The 21970-nt window shown below is 58.7% G+C and carries 17 protein-coding genes and 4 pseudogenes; 15 read left to right on the plus strand and 6 right to left on the minus strand.

Features of this window, described 5'->3' with window-relative positions:
- Positions 1–30: 30 nt before the first annotated feature.
- Entirely contained in the window at positions 31–540 is a 510-nt protein-coding gene (locus C2L64_RS45680) for a DUF3331 domain-containing protein (protein WP_244212303.1), read from the plus strand.
- 2 nt (positions 541–542) lie between these two features.
- On the opposite strand, the gene C2L64_RS45685 is transcribed toward C2L64_RS45680, so the two are convergent.
- Together C2L64_RS45685 and C2L64_RS55295 are read right to left on the minus strand one after the other, a co-directional pair.
- Positions 543–1217, minus strand: coding sequence for an amidohydrolase family protein (locus tag C2L64_RS45685; RefSeq protein ID WP_322790680.1), 675 nt, complete (start codon positions 1215–1217; stop codon positions 543–545).
- Positions 1218–1239: 22 nt separating this feature from the next.
- A pseudogene (locus tag C2L64_RS55295) lies at positions 1240–1441 on the minus strand (integrase core domain-containing protein); the annotation flags it as partial.
- 23 nt (positions 1442–1464) lie between these two features.
- On the opposite strand from C2L64_RS55295, the gene C2L64_RS56430 reads away from it, so the two are divergent.
- The 4 genes from C2L64_RS56430 to C2L64_RS45705 all read left to right on the plus strand — a co-directional run bounded on the left by C2L64_RS56430 (position 1465) and on the right by C2L64_RS45705 (position 4788).
- Positions 1465–1734, plus strand: a complete 270-nt coding sequence (locus tag C2L64_RS56430) for a DUF5372 family protein (RefSeq protein WP_103153964.1) — start codon at positions 1465–1467, stop codon at positions 1732–1734.
- Between the two features lie 209 nt (positions 1735–1943).
- Positions 1944–2405 (plus strand): helix-turn-helix domain-containing protein, encoded by a 462-nt coding sequence (locus C2L64_RS45695; protein ID WP_103153965.1) that lies wholly within the window; start codon positions 1944–1946, stop codon positions 2403–2405.
- Between the two features lie 11 nt (positions 2406–2416).
- Entirely contained in the window at positions 2417–2710 is a 294-nt protein-coding gene (locus C2L64_RS53755; RefSeq protein WP_143055850.1) for a hypothetical protein, read from the plus strand.
- A complete protein-coding gene (locus tag C2L64_RS45705) occupies positions 2707–4788 on the plus strand; it encodes a recombinase family protein (RefSeq protein WP_103153966.1) in 2082 nt (693 codons plus the stop codon). The genes C2L64_RS53755 and C2L64_RS45705 overlap by 4 nt, the downstream gene beginning before the upstream one ends.
- Before the next feature lie 41 nt (positions 4789–4829).
- On the opposite strand, the pseudogene C2L64_RS45710 reads toward C2L64_RS45705, so the two are convergent.
- Positions 4830–5270: pseudogene (locus C2L64_RS45710) on the minus strand (DDE-type integrase/transposase/recombinase); the annotation flags it as partial.
- 15 nt (positions 5271–5285) lie between these two features.
- A pseudogene (locus C2L64_RS45715) lies at positions 5286–5548 on the minus strand (TetR/AcrR family transcriptional regulator); the annotation flags it as partial.
- 278 nt (positions 5549–5826) lie between these two features.
- Here C2L64_RS45715 and C2L64_RS45720 point away from each other — a divergent pair.
- Positions 5827–8811, plus strand: coding sequence for an ATP-binding protein (locus C2L64_RS45720; RefSeq protein ID WP_103154348.1), 2985 nt, complete (start codon positions 5827–5829; stop codon positions 8809–8811).
- A 7-nt stretch (positions 8812–8818) separates the two neighbouring features.
- Here the strand turns inward: C2L64_RS45720 and C2L64_RS45725 are convergent, their stop codons facing one another.
- The gene (locus tag C2L64_RS45725; protein ID WP_103153967.1) at positions 8819–9748 is read right to left on the minus strand and encodes a LysR family transcriptional regulator; all 930 of its coding nucleotides are present in this window, start codon (positions 9746–9748) and stop codon (positions 8819–8821) included.
- Positions 9749–10201: 453 nt separating this feature from the next.
- Here C2L64_RS45725 and C2L64_RS45730 point away from each other — a divergent pair, with 453 nt between their 5' ends.
- Complete coding sequence (locus tag C2L64_RS45730; RefSeq protein ID WP_103153968.1) at positions 10202–10561, plus strand: BON domain-containing protein; 360 nt, start codon at positions 10202–10204, stop codon at positions 10559–10561.
- A gap of 250 nt (positions 10562–10811) precedes the next feature.
- Here the strand turns inward: C2L64_RS45730 and C2L64_RS45735 are convergent, their stop codons facing one another.
- Positions 10812–11753 carry an AEC family transporter gene (locus tag C2L64_RS45735; protein WP_103153969.1) on the minus strand — a complete coding sequence of 314 codons (942 nt, stop codon included), beginning with the start codon at positions 11751–11753 and terminating at the stop codon, positions 10812–10814.
- 457 nt (positions 11754–12210) lie between these two features.
- Between C2L64_RS45735 and C2L64_RS45740 the strand changes: the two genes are divergently transcribed.
- The 8 genes and pseudogenes from C2L64_RS45740 to C2L64_RS45775 all read left to right on the plus strand — a co-directional run bounded on the left by C2L64_RS45740 (position 12211) and on the right by C2L64_RS45775 (position 21516).
- Entirely contained in the window at positions 12211–12906 is a 696-nt protein-coding gene (locus C2L64_RS45740) for a gluconate 2-dehydrogenase subunit 3 family protein (protein WP_103153970.1), read from the plus strand.
- An 82-nt stretch (positions 12907–12988) separates the two neighbouring features.
- A complete protein-coding gene (locus tag C2L64_RS45745; protein ID WP_103153971.1) occupies positions 12989–14767 on the plus strand; it encodes a GMC family oxidoreductase in 1779 nt (592 codons plus the stop codon).
- Positions 14764–16080 (plus strand): c-type cytochrome, encoded by a 1317-nt coding sequence (locus C2L64_RS45750; protein WP_103153972.1) that lies wholly within the window; start codon positions 14764–14766, stop codon positions 16078–16080. Before C2L64_RS45745 ends, C2L64_RS45750 begins: the two co-directional genes overlap by 4 nt.
- A 341-nt stretch (positions 16081–16421) precedes the next feature.
- Positions 16422–17324 carry an aspartyl/asparaginyl beta-hydroxylase domain-containing protein gene (locus tag C2L64_RS45755; RefSeq protein ID WP_103153973.1) on the plus strand — a complete coding sequence of 301 codons (903 nt, stop codon included), beginning with the start codon at positions 16422–16424 and terminating at the stop codon, positions 17322–17324.
- Between the two features lie 62 nt (positions 17325–17386).
- Positions 17387–17614, plus strand: a pseudogene (locus tag C2L64_RS55300) (LysR family transcriptional regulator); the annotation flags it as partial.
- Positions 17615–17932: 318 nt separating this feature from the next.
- A complete protein-coding gene (locus tag C2L64_RS53760; RefSeq protein WP_322790678.1) occupies positions 17933–18223 on the plus strand; it encodes a GH32 C-terminal domain-containing protein in 291 nt (96 codons plus the stop codon).
- Between the two features lie 111 nt (positions 18224–18334).
- Complete coding sequence (locus C2L64_RS45770; RefSeq protein WP_103153974.1) at positions 18335–19471, plus strand: NAD(P)/FAD-dependent oxidoreductase; 1137 nt, start codon at positions 18335–18337, stop codon at positions 19469–19471.
- Between the two features lie 515 nt (positions 19472–19986).
- Positions 19987–21516, plus strand: a complete 1530-nt coding sequence (locus tag C2L64_RS45775; protein ID WP_103153975.1) for an ATP-binding protein — start codon at positions 19987–19989, stop codon at positions 21514–21516.
- Positions 21517–21970: the final 454 nt, after the last annotated feature.

Genomic DNA, 21970 nt, shown 5'->3' on the forward strand with positions numbered 1-21970 from the left:
CATGATCCACGGCCGGAGGATGGGAGAGGCATGACGCAGAGCGCAATCCACCTGAATCAACGCAAAGAGGTGATGCTGGAGGAATCGCGAATCCGGCGAGAGGGATGTGGCTCGTTGCGCGAGAAACCGGTGGTCGTGCCAGACGGCAGTCGCGCTCCGGTGTGGGATCATGTGATCAGTATGCTCCACTCCGGTGATAGCTATGAAGGAGCGAACGAGGCGCACATCGCGCGGTCATCTTGTCGTCTCGCTGCGTATGTCCCGTCGCCGCATATCCAAGTCGAAATAATCGAGCGCCTGTCTGAATCATCAATAGCGGTTCTCTGGCAGGATGCAACCCGCTGCCGCTATGTCGATCAGGTGTGGATCGGTTGTCGCGCCCGCATGCAGGGGCGCTGCGCATTGAGCGACGCGACGATCCGCCGTGGCGATCTAATCTTCAAACCGAAGGTGCGCAGTGCGCTTCCGGCCAATGCCAATGCGATGATTCTGGCTTCCGTGATCGCGCAAATACTCGCCAAGGCTGCCAAGGGCGGTTAGCGCTAGATCGTCAGCAGTTTTGCCGCATTGCCGCCGAGGATCTGATTTCTTGGCTCCAGTGAAAGTGCGAGACGATCCAGAAAGTCGATAGCCTGGTCATAGCCCATATCAAAACAGTAGTCACCGCCAAGCACCAGCCTCTCAATGCCGATGTTCTGGATCAGAAAGTTAAGCACGGGTCCGGAATGAGAGACCGTGTCGTAGCTGAAGTGGAGCAGATAGTCGCTCGGCTTTTGCGCCAGCCGCCGTGTTTCGGGGCGGACCACCCAGCCTGCGTCGAGGCGACCCATCAGTATCGGCAATGCACCGCCCGCGTGCGGCAATGTAATTTGCAAACGGGGATGCCGGTCCAGCACGCCGCCGAGTATCAGATGCGAACCGGCTATAGCGGTGTCGAACGGGTTGCCTAGCAGGTTGCTCAAGTAGAAGTCGCCGAGTCTCGCGCCGCCGACGGTTTGCTGCGGATGCAAAAACACTGGCAGATCGAGTTGTTCGATGCGAGCAAAGACCGGTTCGAACAGTGGATCGTCGAGATCACGATTGTCGATGTTGGTCCCCATGTAGACACCGCGGACACCCGGCAACTCGGCCGCGCGGTCGAGTTCGTCGATTGCGTCGCGTGGCTTGAGCATGGGCAGCAGAGGTGGCCCTGTTCGTTCAGACAGTAGTTCCGCGATTTAAAGTGGAAAGCGCTGGTCGTTACGCTGCCGTTTCTATCGCAGGCAGCATCGCGAAGTAAGCTTCATCCGGCGTCCGGTCTGCCAGACTGGAACGGGGCCGTTGCCGGTTGTACCACCATGTAAGCAGCAGTCGATTGGCGTGCCTGACCGACCGATTCGTCGGCCTTCAGATACACCTCTTCGTACTCGACGTTGCGCCATAACCGCTCAACGAACACGTTGGAGTCCGCAGACAACTGCGCCCGTGAGTGACGCTGGAAGCCGACGTTTTCAGGTAACTCATCCGTACCATCCCCTTCATTTGCAAGAATTCGAACTGGTCCTTCACGCCAAGAACTGGCATGAGGACAGGGTTTGGTTTCACGACGCGAATGGCCGACTGCGGGCGCTCCCCGCCAGCTGGACGAGCGTCGTCGGCGAGGACCCATTCAACGTCGTCGCTGCCGGGCGCGCCTTGTTTCGCGTAGAGGAGCTGCTTGCACTGGGGCGTTTGATCGCCACGTTGGAGCCATGAACAGCGCGACCATGTGTAAAGCCAAATACGCCGCGTATGTAAAGTTAACTATGCCGGGCATCACCCTCCACGGCCACCTTGGTCGTCGATAGAATTGGATTTTTGCGGCCATATTTCCGCAGGTATCCCAGACATTGGACTTGCATATTCAGAAATATTGTATATAATTGTATTTACACTGATTTGGCCGCTTTCCCTGGAGTTTGTGCATGGCGACAGACCGACGCAAAGAGGACAAGCACCGCACGCTGCGGCAGCAGGCGAGCCTCAATCCGCGCCCCGATGCCGTGACGCATCCGCTGTTTCGGGAGGGCGAGTTCTTCGATTCCTACGATCTGCTGCAGGTCAAGTACGAGATGCTGCGCGCGGTGCGCGTGGACAAGCGGCCGATCAGCGAAGCGGCCAAGGCATTCGGTTTCTCCCGCCCGTCGTTCTATCAGGCTCAGACGGCTTTCGAACAGGGCGGACTGGCCGCTTTGATTCCGCAGAAGACTGGGCCGCGCAGCGGCCACAAGTTGACCCCGGCGGTGATGGAGTTTCTGAACCGGGCGCGGGTTGCAGAGCCGACTGTGCGAGCGGAGCGACTGGCCAGTCTGGTGCACCAGACCTTCGGCGTACAGGTTCATCCGCGCAGTATCGAACGACAGTTTCTGCGCCAAAAAAAACCGTAACGAAACCGTCCGTGTCCACTCCGGACCGTGCGCTGTGCAATGACGGACTGATCTCCCGTTATGAAGATCTGAGGCAACAGGCACTTGGATTGCCGTGCGAGATTCCTCGCGGCCAGGGCCTCGTGCTGTTGATGCGCAGCGGCATGAGAGCATGGATGCAGGCATGGGCCCAGTGCGCGACCACGGTTGTACGGCGGCAGCCGCCGCCTGGTGAGGCAGAGATCGTTCCCTTCACGCTGCATCAGGAGGCGACGTTGATTCTGGCTTCAATGCTTTTACACCGGCGTCAGGAGGCAACAGCATGAAGAGCGATCCTCATCAGAAGGTCCAGGCGAGCCATCTGAAGCGCAACGCCTATCTGTATATCCGGCAATCCACATTGCGTCAGGTGTTCGAGAATACCGAGAGCACCAAGCGCCAATATGCACTGCGCCAACGGGCGGTCGCCCTGGGGTGGTCCGAGGACCGCATTATTGTGATCGATAGCGACCTCGGCCAGTCCGGCGCGTCATCGGCGGACCGCGAAGGATTCCAGCGTCTGGTCGCCGAAGTTGGCGTGGGCCATGCCGGTATCGTGCTCGGCCTGGAGGTGTCGCGCCTGGCGCGCAACTCCACCGACTGGCATCGGCTGCTCGAGATCTGCGCAATCACCGACACATTGATCCTTGACGAGGATGGCGTATACGATCCTGCTCACTTCAACGACCGGCTGTTATTGGGGCTCAAGGGCACCATGAGTGAGGCCGAATTGCACGTGCTGCGGGCGCGCCTTCAAGGAGGAATCCTAAGCAAAGCGAGGCGCGGTGAACTGCAGATGCGCCTGCCCGTTGGCTTCGAGTACAACGCCGCGGGCGCGGTCGTTCTCGATCCGGACCAGCAGGTCCAGCACTGCCTGAGGTGGTTGTTCGACACCTTCCGAGGTACGGGATCGGCGATGGCTACCGCGCGCGCCGCGCATCATCTCGAGCTGGCGTTTCCGCGACGGTGTTGCAAAGGTCCGCACAAGGGCGAATTGCTGTGGGGCAGCCTCGGACACAGCCAGGTAGTGCGCATTCTGCACAACCCAAGGTATGCAGGCGCTTTCGTCTATGGTCGCACCCATACACGCAAGACAGTCGATGGACGAACGCGTGTGATTCGCGCCCCGCGGGACCAGTGGGATACGCTGATTCCGGGCGCCCATGCCGGTTATCTCGCCTGGGAAGAGTACGAGCAGAATCAGAAGCGTCTGCATGAGAGCGCACAGGCGATCGGAGCAGACCGGCGCCGTGGCGCGCCGCGTGAGGGTCCAGCACTTCTTCAGGGAGTCGTGGTCTGTGGTCGATGCGGGAACCGCATGACGGTTCGTTACCACAGCCGCCAGGGCTGCCTGTGTCCCGAGTACATCTGTCAGCGCGAAGGCATCGAGCAGGCCGAACCCATCTGCCAGCGCATCCACGGGGCTGGCATCGACGAGGCCATCGGCGAACTGCTCGTCGAAGCGCTTAATCCGCTTGCCATTGAGGTAAGTCTGGCGGTTCAGCGCGAACTCCAGTCCCGCATCGAAGAAGCCGACTGTCTGCGTCACAAGCAGGTGGAGCGCGCCCAGTATGAAGCTGATCTGGCGCAGCGCCGCTACATGCGCTGCGATCCGGAGAACCGCCTGGTCGCCGACTCACTTGAGGCTGACTGGAACCATAAGCTGCGAGCGCTGACTGAGGCTAACGAGGAATATCAGCGTCGGCGTGAACAGGACGCGCGTATTCTGACGGACGAGCAGCGCGCCGTCATCGTCTCGCTGGCGTCCAACTTCCCCCGGCTATGGCGGGACCCCGCCACCCCTGACCGGGAACGCAAACGCATGATCAGGCTGCTTCTGGAAGACGTCACCCTGAACCGGGACCAGCAGGTTACCGCACAGATCCGCTTCAAGGGCGGCGCTCACCGGACCCTCAGCCTGCCGTTGCCGCTGAAATCGTGGCAGCGATGGGTCACCCCCGCCACGGTGATCGAGGAAATTGACGAACTGCTCAATCACCATACTGTCCTGCAGATCGCGAATATCCTGAACGAACGTGGCGCCCCGTCGGGCACGGGCAGGCCCTTCAATGCAAAAATGGTCGCACGCCTGCAGCGCAACTACTGTCTAAAGCCACGCTATGACCGGTTGCGCGAAGCGGGTCTGCTGACGCTGGAGGAGATGGCCGACGCGCTGCACGTCACGCCGACGAGCGTGAAGATATGGAACCGTCGCGGACTCATCCGCGGTCACGCCTACAGCGACAAGAACGAGTGCCTGTACGACCCTCCGGGCACTGACTCGCCCAGAAAGGCGATGGGCGTCAAGCTGTCCTGCCGGCGTCGCCATCCCGACGTCGTCTCTGATCGCCGCAAGGAGGTGTAGTGTGAAACGCAAGCCTTGTCACCCCAGCTGCCCTTGCCATCCATTGACAGCTGGATGCCTTTACCGAGTACCGCCCCGGTGAACGCGTCGCTGGTGAACTGGCTGCTGCCTTGATCGGTGTTCACGATTTCCGGCTGGCGGTATTTCACGATTGCTTCTTCAATCACCGCGACGGCATGTTCGGCCTCGAGCGTGATCGCCCCCCGATGCGACCGCACCCGACGGCTCGCCCAGTCGACCACTGCCGTCAGATAAACAAAGCCGCGCGCCATCGGCAGGTACGTCGTGTCGAGCGCCCAGACCTGGTTGCTGCGATCGATCTTCCGGTTGCGCAGCAGGTATGGCCAGATCCTGTGGGGCGCATGTTTGCGGCTCGTGTTTGGCCTGCGATACATCGCCTCGATGCCCATGCGCTTCATCAGCGTGCCGACGTGCTTGTGTCCGACTGCGAAGCCTTCACGCCTGAGCATACGCGCAAGCATCCGGGCGCCACCTCTGTCCCACTGATACACCTCGCCGTACACACGATCGATTAATGCTTGCTTGGAGAATACTGGGAGAGAAGCGGCGGCGTCACGCCTAGTTGGCGCGCGAGCTCGCGGGTGCTGCCGGAAAAGCCGTGGGTCGCGAAATGGTCTACGGCTTTCAGCACGATCTGGCGTTCCCGCACTTCGGGTGCAAGGCGGCGCGTTGCGCCTTTCTGGTTGCCTTGCGCCTCACCAGTTGAGGTTGCTTTGACCGCCCGTACTTTTCTCGTCATTGTTGTCCGGTACCCAGTATGTTCGGACGCATCATACAAAGATTGCCCCTGTCTGACTAGGCAGCGACTTGCATGCGAGCTGGCAGACGTGCTTGCAGGCTACGTTACGAAATTAGTGCGAAGGGCAGTATGTAGACCCCGAGCGCTGAACCATAAGTACAAAATTTTTGAACTTTACGTTCAGTTTTTTTCGCGCATGCCCTTTCCCCGTTGCTCTAGACTTCGGGGACATATCGCGCAGTCACTCCTCGACCCGCGGTGTCTTGGATATTCAGGCAATGATTCGAATTGGCCAGCTTCAAGTGGACGTTGCCACCCGAGAACTGTTTCTCGACGGTAAAGCTGTGCGTCTTGGGAGCCGTGCGTTTGACATGCTGGCCGTACTAATTGCAGCGAATGGCGCGCTGGTGTCGAAGAGCGAATTACTTGCACAGGTATGGCCGGACACGATCGTTGAAGAAAACAATCTTCAAGTACATATGTCCGCTTTGCGCAAGGCGCTGGGCAATAATCGCGGACTGATCCAGACCGTGTCTGGGCGGGGGTACCGGCTGGTCCGCAGGGCGGCCTCGACAACTGCTTCCGCCCAGACTGACAGCGGCGATGAAGTGGATGACGCCGAGGACGGTATTCAACACCGGACTACTCCCAACAATCTGCCTTCCAATTCGTCGATGTTGATCGGGCGGGACAAAGCAGTCCATGACGTCGCGCTCGCACTGGCTTCGGCACGCCACGTAACGCTTGTCGGCTCGGGTGGCATCGGCAAGACCCGTTTGGCCATCGAGGTCTCACGCGGTTTGTTCGAGCGCTTCCCTGACGGTGTCTACCTAGTATCGCTCGCGTCCACGTGCGACTCGGGCAGCGTCCTCGCGATGTTCGCGACCAGCATCGGCATGAATCCGACGACAGGCTCGCTCACGCTCGCGCGTGTCAGCAAGGAACTCGCTGAGCGGCGCGTGTTGTTCGTTCTCGACAATTGCGAACATGTGCTCGGCCCTGCCGCCGAACTCGCCGAGACGCTGCTGAGCGTGAGTCCGGCCGTGCGCGTTCTTGCGACCAGCCGGGAACCGCTGCGTGTCGTGAACGAATGCCTGTATTGGGTGGCTTCGCTGGAGGTGCCCGCCCAGGACGCTCAGAGTCAGGATGTCCTGCAATGCAGTGCCGTGAAGCTGTTCCTGTCGCGCGCACGTGCGATCGACGCGCGATTTTCGTCCGATGAGAGAAGTATCCATCTGACCGGCGAGGTATGCCGCCGGCTCGACGGCATTCCGTTGGCGATCGAGCTGGCGGCGGCGCGTGCGACAATACTCGGCATTGAGATGCTCTCTGACCATCTCGATGACCGCTTCAACATGCTGACTGGCGGCCATCGCACCGCGTTGCCGCGACATCAGACGCTGAAAGCGACCCTCGACTGGAGTTATGGATTGCTCAATGAGGCTGAGCGCGCGACGCTGCGTAGGCTTGGCATCTTTGTCAACGGCTTCACGATGGAAGCAGCTATCGCCGTTGCCGGGGACCATGCATTGCGCGAGCTCGACTTAATCGCGGCCGTATCCGGTCTCGTTGAAAAGTCGCTGCTGCTGGCGGAGGTGAAGCGTGGAAAAGCAAGCTATCGCCTGCTGGAAACCACACGTGCATACGCTGTACAGAAGCTCGAGGATAATGGTGAGCAACGTGGTATCACGCTCAATCATGCGCGCTACTTCATGAGCTTGCTGGAGCGCGATTCGTCGAACCGAGCGAACCCCACGAGCGCTTTTTCTGATAGTTGGCATCACGGGATGTGCGAATTGCTCGACGATCTGAGAGCGGCGCTGGCATGGGCTTTATCACCGAAAGGCGACGAGAAGCTGGGCGAAGCGCTAGCGGTGAAGGTCGTTTTTCTGTTCTATGAGCTATCGCTTGTCGACGAATGCAGCGCGTGGGCACGCCGAGCGCTCGATACCGTAGCTGCAACCCATCAAGGTTCACGTTCGAACAGGTATCTGCGCCTACGTATGAAACTGTTGGCGGCACTCGGCGCGGCACTGGTCTATGTGAACGGACCAAACCGTGAAACCTTAAGCATCTGGGCCGAAGTTCTCGCATCGGCGATCGCGCTCGGCGACCACCGGTTCGAAGCCCGTGCGTTGTGGGGCATGTGTAGCGCGAGTCAGTCGTCCGGAGCGGTACGCAATGCGTTGGCGTTCGCGAGGCGGTTTGCATCGCGCGCCTCCGAAACGGGCGATGCGAACTGCGCGATCCTCGCTTGCCGGTTGCTCGGTGTCGTTTCGCATTATGCGGGCGATCAACAGCAGGCCCGTCCGGCACTTGAACAACTGCTGCTGCAGAGTGATGACCTGCAGCATCCTCTGCCGCTGGGAAAGTCCGTCGATCAGCGCATCGCCGGCCGCGCGACGCTCGCACGCGTGCTATGGCTGCAAGGTTTTCGGGACCAGGCGCTTAGGCTTGCGGAAGATTGCGCGGTCGAAGCATGCAATCAGGAACAGGCCATTGTCACCTGTTATGTGCTGGTTGAGGCGCTCGTTCCGCTGACGCTGCTATCAGGCAAGCGGGATAGCGCCGCGCAAGCGATTGCGTTGTTGCAGGAAGTCTCGGCGCGTGCCGGTCTGACTGTGTATCAAGCGTGCTGCCGTTGTTTCGATGAATACCTGCGCTCCCTTGATGGAACCGCGCCTGAACGGTTGCTTGCTTTCCGCTCGGCGTTGGACGGACTCGAATCGATCGAGTACAGCGCGCCGCGTGCCTTGCTCGCCGCGCAATACAGTCTCGCGCTAGGCCGCGCTGGACGGCGGGAGGAGAGTATTGCTGCCGTCGTGTGTGCTCTGGAACAGTGCGACGACACAGGTGACCATTGGTACGCCAGCGAACTTAGGCACGTTCATGGCCAACTGCTCTTGATGGGCCCGGCGGGCGGCGAGCCATCCGACGACGTGACGAGGGACGCGGAGGCGTGCCTGATCGCGGCGCTCGAGGACTCGTTGGTGCACGGCTGCCGTTCACTGCAATTGCGCGTGGCAACGAGTCTGGCCAGCCTCTGGCACGCGCAAGGCCGAAGCACGGAAGCTGTGCAGCTGTTGAAATCCGTATGCGCAAAGCTTACGGAGGGCCGCGATTGGGATGATTTCAAAGCTGCAACCCATTTGCTGCGGATCGCAGCGATAGCCAGTGAGTCTGACGATGTTTGTGCCGCCGCAGATGCAGCGGAGGGTTCGTTTGACGAACCGTCGTCGTGCAACATCGACGAGCGTGGCTAGACTGCTGTTATCCGTGCAAAATCCTTTGCCGTGCGACCTCGTCGATTAAATCTGGCCGGTCCAACTGCTCGACCCACCAGCGCAGGGGTCCGCCGGTCTCATCGTCGCGCCACGCCAGATAGAAATGCGTGATGTCCTGCATGCCGATCACTTCTTTTTTCACAAGCTCACCTCGAGCCAGCGCCTCGACCGCAAGACATTCCGGAATTGTACCGGCTGCTAGCCCCTTGATCTGTGCGGCTAATTTGGCTTCGAGCGTAGGAACCGTCAGGATCTCCTGATTGGCCGCAATTGCGATGGTGCGCGGTGCGAGCTTACGGGGCTTACGGGACGTATCGCCGATCGCGACCGCTCGATGGCGTGCGACGATGTCTAGCGTGAGTGGCTCTGGCGTGGAAGCGAGGGGATGATGCGGCGCCACCACGAACACATGCTGGAGGGAGCCAATCGGCTTAGTCACCAGTTTGGGAATCGCTGGCGGGTCACCAGCGGCCCCGACGATCAGATCCGCGCGGCGCGTCAACAGCGCATCCCACGAACCGCCCAGCACTTCCTTCGACAGATGCAACCTCGTGTCCAGCTTCAACTGATAAAACGTATCGACATGTTCCCAGAGAAACTCAAACGGGATGATCTCGTCTATCACAATGTGAAGATCGGATTCCCAGCCATGCTGGATTCTTTTCGCTTTGAATTCTAGGTCCTCAGCGGCCTCCAGTAAACGGCGCCCTTCCTCGACGACTACACGCCCCACACGCGTGAGTGTTGCTCGGCGGCCGGTGCGGTCGAACAACTTGACGCCGAGATCGAGTTCCAGTTTCTGAACGAGATAGGTCAACGACGACGGGACCTTGCGTAGCGTTTCTGCCGCACTGGCAAAGGTGCCGGTTCGATCGATTGCATCGAGGACCTGCAAGACGTCAAAGGATAGGTTCATGGAAAGCAGCGTGATTGAGTGGGGGAGCGTGACCTTATGAACGCTTCAGGCGCCTCGTTGGTCAACAATACGTCCGCGTAGAATGACGCACAACACCGTTCGGTGCAATGCAACGAACTTAGCCTCGATTGATTCGGTAGTTTTAATTCGTAACGGCTGAATATTTTTAACGAAATTAAAGATGGAATCGAGAGATATGTTGGGCTAAAGAAGATTGAATCTGTGAATTTTGCACTAGAAATGAATGGCGTGAGAAGGAGTAAATGGACGTGCAAGGAAATTTTCCAATAAACTAATTTAACGATAATTAATAAGGTTTCAGTGATTTTTGATCGCAAAGGTGATTAGGATAGAGCGGTTGCCAAGGGAGCATACCAAGGGGAGCATGCTTAGCCTCGCTGCCCCAGCCCTCTCGGCCAACTTGCAACCAACCATATCATCAGGAATCAAATCATGCGAATTTCCACACTGATCGTGGCGTGCGGCGCCGTCGCCGCGCTCATTTCGAACGCGGCAATCGCCCAAACGGGTAATGACGCGACCGCATCGCAACCCGCAGTAGCTGTGACTAAGTCGGCATTGCGTGCGCAGAACCGTCAGTTGTCGAAGGCCGTGCGTCGCGCGCTATACGCGACCAAAGGCCTGACTGCCAGCAACATCGAGGTGCTCGCCAAAGGCGGGACCGTCTCCCTGTTGGGGACGGTGCCCGTTGAGTCGCAAATTTCGATGGCGGGTGATGCCGTCAAACGTGTACCGCATGTGAAGGTTGTCGACAATCGTCTGACCGTCGCCGTAGAAGGCGGCGGCGAGTAAGTGGCAGGCCGCCGAATGCTTCGGCAGCTCGATCCGACTGACGGAGCATACCGGTGGCCCGCGCAAACGAGGGGAGACACACGGACCGTAGTTCTCCCTTTCAGCGGCGACGACATGTCGTTTTCGCGGTTCGCGTCTTTGTCCCGCTTTATATACAACGACTCGTCGGGGTTACTCAAACTATCGCCGGAGAGCGAAAGTAATCGACCATATATCAAGCGATTGACTTAACTTCTGCTCGCGATGCGCCTCAAAGATGGCGGAGCAGGAAGATCGCCGCCGTCAGCGAGGCGATTGACAATACGCTCGATACGACCAGCGTCGTACCAGCAGTCGTATCCTGAACGCCGTACGACAATCCAAATAGAATGCCGAATGAGCCGCACGGAATGGCCGATAATAATATCGCCTGACCTGCGATTGCCTTCGGCAGAGCGAGCGCCACGACGAGCACCAGCGCGATCAGCGGTTGAATAACGTTACTCAACGCAACCCCGAGCCATACTTCCATGTCTAGTCGGAATGGCTGCGATGCTAATATCAATCCGGTCGAAAACAATGCCAGGCCGGCCGTCGTGCTACCTATGATATTGAGCGACTGTACCATTAACTGAGGTAGTTGCCAGCCTGCCAGCGAAACCAGCACGCCAAGGATCGGCGCGATCACAATCGGCTTCACAAACGTGGTGGCCAACGCCTTCCCCAGCAGGTTTGTGTTAGGTCCGTCGCTACTGCTGCCCTTCGCGCGCTCCAGCAGGATCAGTGCTGCAGGCGACATCACTATGGAAGCCGTCGTGATCGCGAGCGCGACAGTCAAATCGCTTTGTTCGCCATATACACTATGCAGGAGCGGAAGTCCGACTGCGGCAAAGTTCGGCATGCCAATCGTGACCGCGCGGACAGCTGCATTCGAAGGCCGCGCATGGAAGACAAAGCGCGATAGTGCCAGCGACACGAAGTACGGCGCTAGCATGACCAACACAAGAATAAGAATCAGCAATAGGTGACTTCCGATACTCGCGCGCTGCATTCTGGCCGTGTAGAGGAACAATGCGAATGGTAGCGCATAGTCGACCAACATTGTGTTGATAGACGACAACGGCATGGCGCCATGTGCGAGCTTGCCCGCGAGGTAGCCCGTCGCCATCGAAAAGAAGAAAGGCACAAGCGCGTATGTGATCTCGATAGTCATGGATAGATGCTCGCCTGATGAGGTCGCTTGGCTAATGCCTTTGAAGGTTGCATCCGATTGACGTCACCTCTATCGCGACAGGGAAGTTTATTGGGCGAGACGCATTAAGTCGTTGGTTAGACGTGAAATGTTCTTAAGCGATGGTTCCGCGGGGGCAGAAGATACCTTCATGGAAAACAGTCGGATTAGGACGGGAATTCATTCTACGTAGAACCTGCGAGGAACGTGTATCGCAACAGGTGCCGCCTCGCTCTATGAACGAACCCGCGCGACGTTAAGAACTCTTCAGTTTTTCCTAATTTGTTCAATGGAGTTCACGCGTAGGATGACGGAAACCACGATCCAATGCGATACGTTGACTTGACCCGGTCATGAGAGGCAGATTCCGAGGAAGATCGGGATCTGTATTTCAAACTTCCGGCATTGGCCGTCGCGCAATCCAAATCGGAGCATTTGCATGAAACTGGTGGGAATTTGTCCGGGCCGGCGTGCGTTTTTACGCAGCGTCGCGAGCGCAGCACCGGCTGCCGTCGCGATTGGTGCGGGCGTCGCCGATGTAGCGACGAGTTCGAGTGCTGCCAACTCGACCGACTGGCAGCCGAGGTACTTCACCCCAGCCGAGTGGCGCCTGCTTGTCGCGTTGGTCGATCGTCTTATCCCGGCTGATAGCGAAGGCCCAGGCGCAATAGAGGCGGGTGTGCCTGAATTCATCGACAGGCAGATGAATACGCCGTACGGATACGGCGGACTTTGGTACATGCACGGGCCGTTCATGCCAGGTCCTGCGACGCTCGGGTACCAGCTCGAATTTAGCCCCCGTGCGATGTATCGCATTGCTTTGCGCGGATTGGACGAGCAGATCCGTCAGCGCTTTTCCAGGCCCTTCGACGAGCTGGACTCCAATGTTCGCGACAGCGTGATTGGTGAACTGGAGCAGGGTAAGCTCGACATCGGCACTGTGCCCGCGACGGAGTTCTTCGCGCAACTGCTGCAGAACACGCGTGAAGGCTATTTCTGCGATCCGAAACATGGTGGCAATCGCGATATGGCGGCTTGGAAAATGATCAATTTTCCGGGGGCGAGAGCCGACTATATCGATTGGGTCGAGCGGTACGGAAAGCGCTACCCGCTAGCGCCCGTATCCAGCGCCTGAGCGTGGTTTCTCCCACGGCGAGCCGCTGTGCCGACAAGGTAGACGCGCGAGGGAGTCGGCGCGCTCCCACCAAGACAATTCAATGACAGACCAAACGATGAAAGAGGTCGACGTGGTCATCGTCGGCTTTGGCTGGGCCGGCGCCATCATGGCGAAGGAGCTGACGGAAGCAGGCTTGCAGGTGTTGGCACTGGAACGTGGCCAGTACCGCGACACCTATCCGGACGGTGCGTATCCGACCACGCTGGACGAACTCACGTATCTGCAGCGATTCAAGCTGTTCCAGACTATGTCGCGAAGCACCTTCACCTTTCGTCACAACGTCAACGATACGGCGTTGCCTTATCGGCAGATCGGTGCATTCAAGCCGGGTGAAGGCGTTGGCGGCGCCGGGCTGCATTGGGCCGGGCAACACTGGCGAATCTATCCGGAGGAATTGAAGCTGCGCTCGCACTACGTTGAGCGTTACGGCGCGAAGTTCATTCCGAAAGACATGACATTGCAGGACTTTGGCGTGTCGTACGAAGAGCTCGAACCGTATTTCGACTTCGCGGAAAAAGTATTCGGCACCTCGGGACAAGCCTACCGTGTGAACGGCAAAGTCGTAGGCGACGGCAATCCGTTTGAAGCGGACCGTTCGGCCGAGTTCCCGTTGCCGGCGCAGAAAGTGCCTTATGGTCCGTATATTTTCATGAAGGCGGCGAAGGAACTCGGTTTTCATCCGTTTCGCGCGCCATCGGCCACAGTGTCGGGAGCGTATACGAATCCGTATGGCTGCCAGATGGGGCCGTGCAACTTCTGCGGATATTGCTCGGGGTATGCCTGCTACAACTATTCGAAAGCGTCGCCCAATGTGAACGTCCTGCCGGCATTGCGCGGTTTGCCTAACTTCGAGTTGCGGCCGAATTGCACGGTGTTGCGTATCACGCTCGACAGCGCGCGGAAAGTCGCAACAGGCGTCGAGTATGTCGACGCCGACGGCAAGGTCGTCGCGCAACCCGCGCGGATCGTCATCGCGAGCACCTTTGCCTATAACAACGCGCATTTGTTCATGCTCTCGGGTATCGGGCGGCAATACGACCCGGTGAGCGGCGAGGGCACCGTCGGCAAGAACGTGTCGTATCAGATGCTCTCGAACATCCAGCTCTTCTTCGACCCGGGCACGAACAGCAATCCGTTCATCGGAGCCGGTGGCAATAGCGTCGCGTTCGACGATTTCAACGCCGATAATTTTGACCATGGTCCGCACGGCTTCGTCGGGGGCGCGGCTCTATGGTGCAACCCGGCCGGCGCCAAGCCGATTTCGGGCATTGCGGTGCCGACGGGCACGCCAAAGTGGGGTGGTGCATGGAAGAAAGCGGTCAAGGATCACTACGTGAACACCGTGTCGATCGACTCGAACGGCAGCAACATGGTCTATCGCGATTGCTACCTCGACCTCGACCCGACGTATCGCAACAAATACGGCCAGCCGCTGCTGCGTTTTACGTTCGACTGGAAGGACAACGATATCCGCATGACCCATTTCGTGACGGACAAGCTGATACAGGTCGCGAAGGCGATGGGGCCGAAGGACTATACGGTCACACAAAAGAACTTCGGCGACCACTTCGACGTGCGGCCATATCAAACCACGCATTGGGCCGGTGGTCTGATCATGGGCGAGCATCCAGAGACGAGTGCGTTGAACCGTTATCTGCAAAGCTGGGATGTGCACAACGTCTTTGCGATCGGCTCCAACGTGTTCCCGGTGGGGCTTGGCTATAACCCGACCGGCGCGGTCGCCGCGTTGGCCTACTGGTCGGCGAAAGCGATCCGCACGCAATATCTTAAAGATCCGCGGCCATTGGTGGACGCATGATGAACTATCGTGATCGTCTGCGTTGCAGCGCGGTGACCGCCCTCTGCATGCTGTCGTTTTCATGGGGTGCCGATGGGGCACCGGCGGTGGACCAGGTGCAGGTCGAGCACGGTGCCTATCTTGCCCGTGCCGGCGACTGCGTGGCATGCCACACCGCGAAGAACGGCAAGCCGTTCGCGGGTGGGCTGCCGCTGAGTACGCCGCTCGGCAAAGTGTACTCCACGAATATCACGCCAGACAGGGCGAGTGGCATCGGCACCTGGACCTACGACGACTTCGCGACGCTGATGCGCCACGGCAAAACGAAAAGCGGGCATGCGGTCTATCCGGCAATGCCGTATCCCTCATATGCGCATGTCGACGATGCGGACATGCACGCGCTCTACGCTTACTTCATGCATGGTGTGGCGCCTGTCAGCCAGGTGAACCGTGACAGCGACATCCCCTGGCCGCTGTCGATGCGCTGGCCGCTGACGGTCTGGAGTTGGGTCTTCGGACCCGCGCCGAAACCGTACGTCGCACCGGCAGGCGCGCCGGTGGAAGTCGCGCGCGGCGCCTATCTCGTGCAGGGTCTCGGCCACTGTGGAAGCTGTCATACACCGCGCGGGTTTGCGCTCCAGGAACTGTCGTTGGGTGACGATGCCAATCCCGTCTTCCTGGCGGGCGGCGCATCGATCGACGGCTGGATCGCGCCGTCGCTGCGCAACGAACACGGCGACGGTCTTGCTGGGATGTCGAGGGAGGATATCGTGGCGTTCCTGAAAAGCGGGCGCAACGCGCACACCGCGTCGTTCGGCGCGATGAACGACGTGGTCGTGAATTCGATGCAGCACATGGACGACGCCGACTTGGCGGGCATCGCGGCGTATTTGAAGTCGCTGTCGCCGCGTAAAGGGGACCAGCAGCCCTATCGCTACGATCCGGCGATTGCAACGGCGCTTTATCACGGGCAGGTACCCAATGGTGGCGCGCAGATCTATCTGGACCGTTGCGCAGGCTGCCATCGCTCGGACGGTAAAGGCAGCGGCAAGGCGTTCCCGGCGTTGGCGGGCAATCCGGTGCTGCAGACCGACGCCCCGACCTCTGCAATTCACATAGTGCTTTCGGGCGGTTCGATGCCGCCGACCCGCACTGCGCCGTCTGCCATCACGATGGGTCCCTACGCGGCGATCCTCGACGATCGCCAGATAGCGGACGTAGTGACTTTCGTACAAACGAGTTGGGGCAATCGGGGCGGCCGCGCGACCGAGCGCCAGGTGGCGAAACTGCGCCAGGCGTCGACACCGGCTGTTTCCTCGGTATCGCGCAATTGATACGAGCTTCAGCGGTGCCGATTGGAGAGGATATTGGGCGTGCGTTATACCATCATCGATTCCGCGCGTATCCTGAAACCCGGACAGGTACGCTTTCGCCCATCGCCGGCTTAAGAAAGTTTCAGCCTTGCAGAACGACTTTAAAGCAGCTCTGGTCTACGCTCCTTCTTACATCGAAAGAGCAAATCGCTGGATTTGGAATACGGAACGGGCACAAGTGTCGAGTCGCTCGTGTCAGCACGACATATCGTGATAGCTCTGCGGAGCCGCCGCATGAAAACAGCGAAGGCTTATCGAGTCGGCTGTTGTTTTTTTAGTCCAGCTTGGTAGGGAGTCCCGGAATGCGTTGGGTCGTATTGATTTGGTTTATCGGTAGTGTCATTTATGTCTTTCGTCGCGGAACGGTCCGGTTCAACTTCTGGCGGCAGTTATCGGACCATTCCACTTTTATGGCGCCAATCAACATCTGGTGCTATCTTTTTTCACCGCTGAAGGCTACGGCTTTCTTCGATGCGGCGTCGTTTCCTGAGCTCGCACCGCTGCGCGAAAACTGGGAAGTTATCCGGCAGGAAGCGCTCGCAGTTGACGCGACCGGGAAGATAGCCGCGGGCGCCAATCTCAATGACATAGGATTTAATTCGTTCTTTAAGACTGGGTGGCGCCGCTTCTACCTAAAATGGTACGACGCGCCGCATCCGTCTGCTCGCGAGTTATGTCCGGTTACCACGCGATTGCTTGAGTCCATTCCCGCCATCAAGGCTGCGATGTTCGCTCAATTGCCGCCCGGTGCGCACCTGGTGCGGCATCGGGACCCGTATGCCGGCTCGATTCGTTATCATCTGGGCCTAGCTACACCAGAAGACCCGAGCTGTTTCATCGAGGTGGATGGCAAGCAGTACTACTGGCGTGACGGAGAGGAGGTTCTGTTTGACGAGACTTTCATTCACTATGCAAAGAACGACACCGATAAAGCGCGAATTGTATTGTTCTGCGATATCGAACGACCAATGTACTTTGTTTGGGCGACGGCAATTAATCGGCTCATAGCCCGTATTCTGTTGCGCGCCGCTGCATCGCCCAACGAGGCTGGAGACAGGACTGGTTTTCTCAATCGCAATTTTAAATACGTGTACGCGATTCGCAAGATCGGCAAGCAGTTGAAGGCATGGCATCGACCGACGTATTACATAGTGAAGTGGTTGCTTTTCGGCGGAATACTGGTAGGGGTGTTTTCCCTGCTTTGACTGCAGGATCGCCTTCGCGCTTACGGTAGATGGAGCGCGCCGATTCTGTCTGATTTCGTTTGCGGCACGCACTGCTCGGCTTCAATCAGCCGGAATCGCTGAATGTGTGGCCGTTGCTCGGTGCCGACGGCGAACGCACCGCATCAAGTATGTGGTCTGGTCTTTGAGCGGCGAGACGTTGAAATGACTCGCTATCGAGAGCAACGGAAGTCGGCCTTTCGGACTTCGTGACCACACAGGACCGTGAATTCGGAAAGCTCGTGCGCATCGTTACGCGCCACGCGCGGGACGCGCCAAGTGCACCAGGGACGATGAAAACGACGGCATTGCATATGGAACATAGTTGAATCGATCCGGAGGCCAGCAAGCTTCGCACCGCGCATGATGCACAAGTGTAAGCCACCAATGTCGAACCGCCATTCAGAGGTTAGCTCATCGGGTCGTCCGTATCGCCTGGCTGCGATAACACGATCGCGCTTGTGCTGAAGTCCTTCTCCGATCCTGTTCACGAAGACGATGATCGACGCCGCCCAAACGCGATGCGAGGCAACGCAAGCCGGTGCGCGCAACGGTCCCGATCCCTGATAGCGCCCAGCATGAGGTCAACTATGGCTTTGCACATCGTTAATCTGCCGTTGCACGATGGCAGACTTCATTTGCAGGTGGTGGTCGACCGGAATTCGATTGAGGTGTCTGCCCATCACGGCCGCGCGGTCATCACGGGCCTGATCTTCCTAGCATTTGGCGACGACCGTGTCCGGGTCTTCGCGGAAGGCGGCGACGCCACATTCAGTGATATCGCGTTAACGAATACGAATTGCAGTTTTGCGCCGACTATAAGCCTCGTCGCGGGCCACGCGGAATCCAGGACGACCGTGCAATTCTGTGCAGAAAAATGACGACTGTAGTCGTCGCACATTCGTAAAAAATTAATATTAATTACCAAGGGTTTTCCCTTATAGTTGGATTTTGCCGATCGTTCAACGACGCTCCCTTAACAGGAGAAATTCATGTCGCAAGCGAAAGGTCACAGGGTTGTAATCGCCGGTGGAGGCGCCGGCGGACTAGAACTGGCCTGCCGGCTTGGACGACGATTCGGTCCGAATTGCGTGACGCTTATCGACAGCAGTCTGTTCCGCATCTGGAAGCGCTCGTTGCATGAAGTAGCGGCAGGCACTCTCGACATACATCGGGACGGCCTGCCTTACGCGATGCTTGCCAGGCAATGCCAGTTCGCGTTTGTGCCCGGCGAAGTGACAGCGGTCAACCGAAAGACGCGCACCATCGTGCTGGAATTCATCACGCTGGCGCACGGTGAAGAGTTCGCGCTGCCTCGTAGGATGCGTTACGACTCGTTGGTGCTCGTAGTCGGGAGCCGATCGAACTTCTTCGCCACGTTGGGGGCCGCCGAGCACGCCAAGACACCTGATTCGACTGCCAGTGCCGAGTGTTTCCGTGTGAGGCTGTCCCGTGCGCTGAATGCGATGAACGCGGCGAGACAGGCTGGCGTGGCCCGGCAACTTGACATTGAGATCGTCGACGGCGGCCCCACAGGCGTAGAACTCGCGGCCGAGTTGTGCGAAGCACGCGAATACATCGCTTCGTATGGCATGACGGCCCTCGACTCGAAGCGTGACGTTCGAATCTGGTTGATAGAGGAAGCACAGCGGATCCTCACGGCGCTGCCAGAGCATCTGTCAAAAATGGCGAATGACCGTCTCCTTAAGTGCGGAATCGAAGTGATGACGAACGTGCGCGTCGCGAGTGTAGGCGCGGGGTGTCCCGAAGATTCCGGCGGCAAACGCTATCCAGCTGACATCTGTGTGTGGGCGGCGCGCATCGAAGCGCCCTCCTGGCTCGTTAAGACAGGACGGTCTACGAATCGTTTGAATCGGCTTGTCGTCGACGCTTTTCTGCGTACGGACGATCGTCGCATTTTCGCACTGGGCGATCGTGCCCTGGCAACACGGGCCGCGAAGTCGAAGCCGGTGCCCGCTGGTGCGCAAGCTGCACATCAACAGGCGAGCTACCTCGCGCGCGAGCTGGCTCGTCGGATCAGGGATCGACTAGGACCTATGGTTCCGTTCGAGTATCGCGACCGCAGTGCACTCATTTCGGTGGGCGGACCGAGGGAGTCTGCAGTCTGAAGGGCTTGCCGTCTGGCAGGGGACTCTCTATTGAAGGGCAGATCGCGCGGACCATGTACGCGAGCGTGCATCTACTGCGCCATCAGACGCTGATTGGTACGTTGCCGACAATGCTGGCAATGTTTGGCCGCCTGTTGCCCTGAAGAGCCGCGTCACGTGTCAGGCTGTATTAGTGTCAAGGCGCGACGCAATTGTAAGCCGCGAGAGGCACAAATGGATTTGGGAATTTCTGATGCCGACTGTAGTTGGCAGCGGTCCTCATTCGTCGGCGTTTGAGTGCCAATCGGATCTGAGAACCTGCGCGCACGACGTTCCGCGACATGCATCCTGAAGTGCTTTTGCGCTGACTCCGGGTTGTCCTGGCGCGCAATTCGTAGATCGGGTGAAGCGAATCCAGACAAGCCCGGAACGCTGATTGGCGATCAGATGGGAGCATCTAGCGCCGTGCGCCGTAGTCTCGCGGCTCACGCCCGGAACACTATTCGGGGATATCGTCTATTTGTAAGTTGCAAACCATGATAAGAATCGGTTCACTCGATGTTTCAATCGAGCTTCGTGAAGTGCTGTCTGACGGGCAACCTGTACGCTTGGGCAGTCGCGCATTCGACATACTGGCATTATTGGTCGCTGCCGATGGAAAGCTTGTGTCGAGGGACGAAATTATGCGCCATGTGTGGCCCGCCACAGTGGTCGAAGAGAACAACCTGTCCGTACAGATCAATGCAATACGCCGCGCCCTTGGCGCGGAGCGCGACCGAATCCGGACGGAATCGGGGCGAGGCTATCGATTGATTCTCGGAGCGCACAGCCATGGTCAGGCAACTCAAGGCCGGGAAGAGGGTATCGCAATCTCGCACTCGTTGCCCGTTGCACGTCAGCTATTGCCACCCTGCGTACCAATCCTGATCGGACGAGACGACGCATTGACGGATCTCACCCGATTGTTGCGTGATTCACAATGCGTCACACTTGTCGGTCCGGGGGGAATTGGCAAGACTCGTCTTGCAATCGAGGTCGCCGACACAATGCAGGCCGAATTTCGCGATGGCATGTTTTTCGTGCCATTTGCCTCCGTCAACGACGACCAGTCCGCTCTTCACGCGCTTGCACTGGCAACCGGCACTACGCTGTCGACAGGGGCGACAGCGCTAGAACAATTCGGCCGGGATTGGACCGGCCGCCAGGCACTCATCGTGCTCGACAACTGCGAGCATGTGCTCGATGTCGCTTCGGCAACTGCAGAAATCCTCATCAACGCGGGCGGCGGGATGCGTGTGCTTGCAACAAGCCGTGAGCCGCTGCGGGTGCCGGACGAAATCACCTATCTGGTGTCGCCGCTCGCGCTTCCGGCCGAAGGCGACGAAAATACAGCAGGGTCGCATTCGGCCGCGGTGCAGTTCTTCATGGCGCGTGCGCGTGAGCTAGGTGAGGATCTGCCGTCTGATAAGGAAAGTATCCATCTGATAGGCGAGGTGTGCAGACGGCTGGATGGCGTTCCGCTTGCGCTTGATCTCGCGGCGGCGCGGGCGTCGGTGTTTGGGATCGGCTGGCTCGCAGCGAATCTGCATGACCGCTTCCGTATTCTGACGGGTGGGCGGCGCACCGCGCCACCCCGTCACCAAACGTTCGAGGCGAACCTTGACTGGAGCTTCCAACTGCTCGACAAAGTCGAGCGTAAGGTACTGCGCTGGCTCGGCATGTTTGTCAACGGTTTCACAATTAATACTGTGTGCCTCTTTCTCGCGCGGGCAGGCTTTACGCGTCTGCAGGCGCTTGACGCTGTGAGCGGCCTCGTATCGAAGTCTTTGTTGACTCTTGAACAGGACGGTCCGGCACACAGATATCGTCTGCTGGAAACGACGCGTGCGTATGCGCTCCAGCGGCTTGATGACAATGGCGAACGTGTAAACATGGCGTGCATGCACGCAGCGCTCTTTCGCGTGCTGTTTGACCGCACCCAGGACGATTGGTCCGAGGAGCCTACCGTGGAACGGCTCTCAGAGTTCCGACGTGAGCACCGAAACCTACGCGTCACGCTAGACTAGCCTAGGCGCCCGGCGGCCACTGCGACACGTAAGTCGGCGGTCGACGTTGCGGTTGGGTGCCTGTTCGATATACCGTTCGTCGAAGAGTGTTGTAGACACGCGCGCAAAGCCTTACGTGCGATCAAGAAAAGCAATGCGCTGCCTGCGAATGACAGCGACGCAGCATTTTCGGGGAGTTCGACGAGGCCAGTACCTATATTTGTGCATCTTAGGCGCGGGACACGAAGCGTTCGCCGAGTTCGCCAGTCAGTCGCTGATGTTGAAAGTGAGCTCGGAGGTTCCCTTGAAAGTCGCGGCGCTTGGGAGCGAAATGTTCGGCCTGGTTACCACACTGGTCGGCTGAGCGCATGTCGACGAATTGATTTTGGGTTGTACAGGGCCTCCATGATCAACTGACGATCTCTCTTCCTGTGAATGCTGCGACATGAAACTGCGGCGAGCCTTCTGTCGGTCG

The sequence above is a fragment of the Paraburkholderia hospita genome, assembly GCF_002902965.1.
In the GTDB taxonomy this organism is placed as follows: domain Bacteria; phylum Pseudomonadota; class Gammaproteobacteria; order Burkholderiales; family Burkholderiaceae; genus Paraburkholderia; species Paraburkholderia hospita.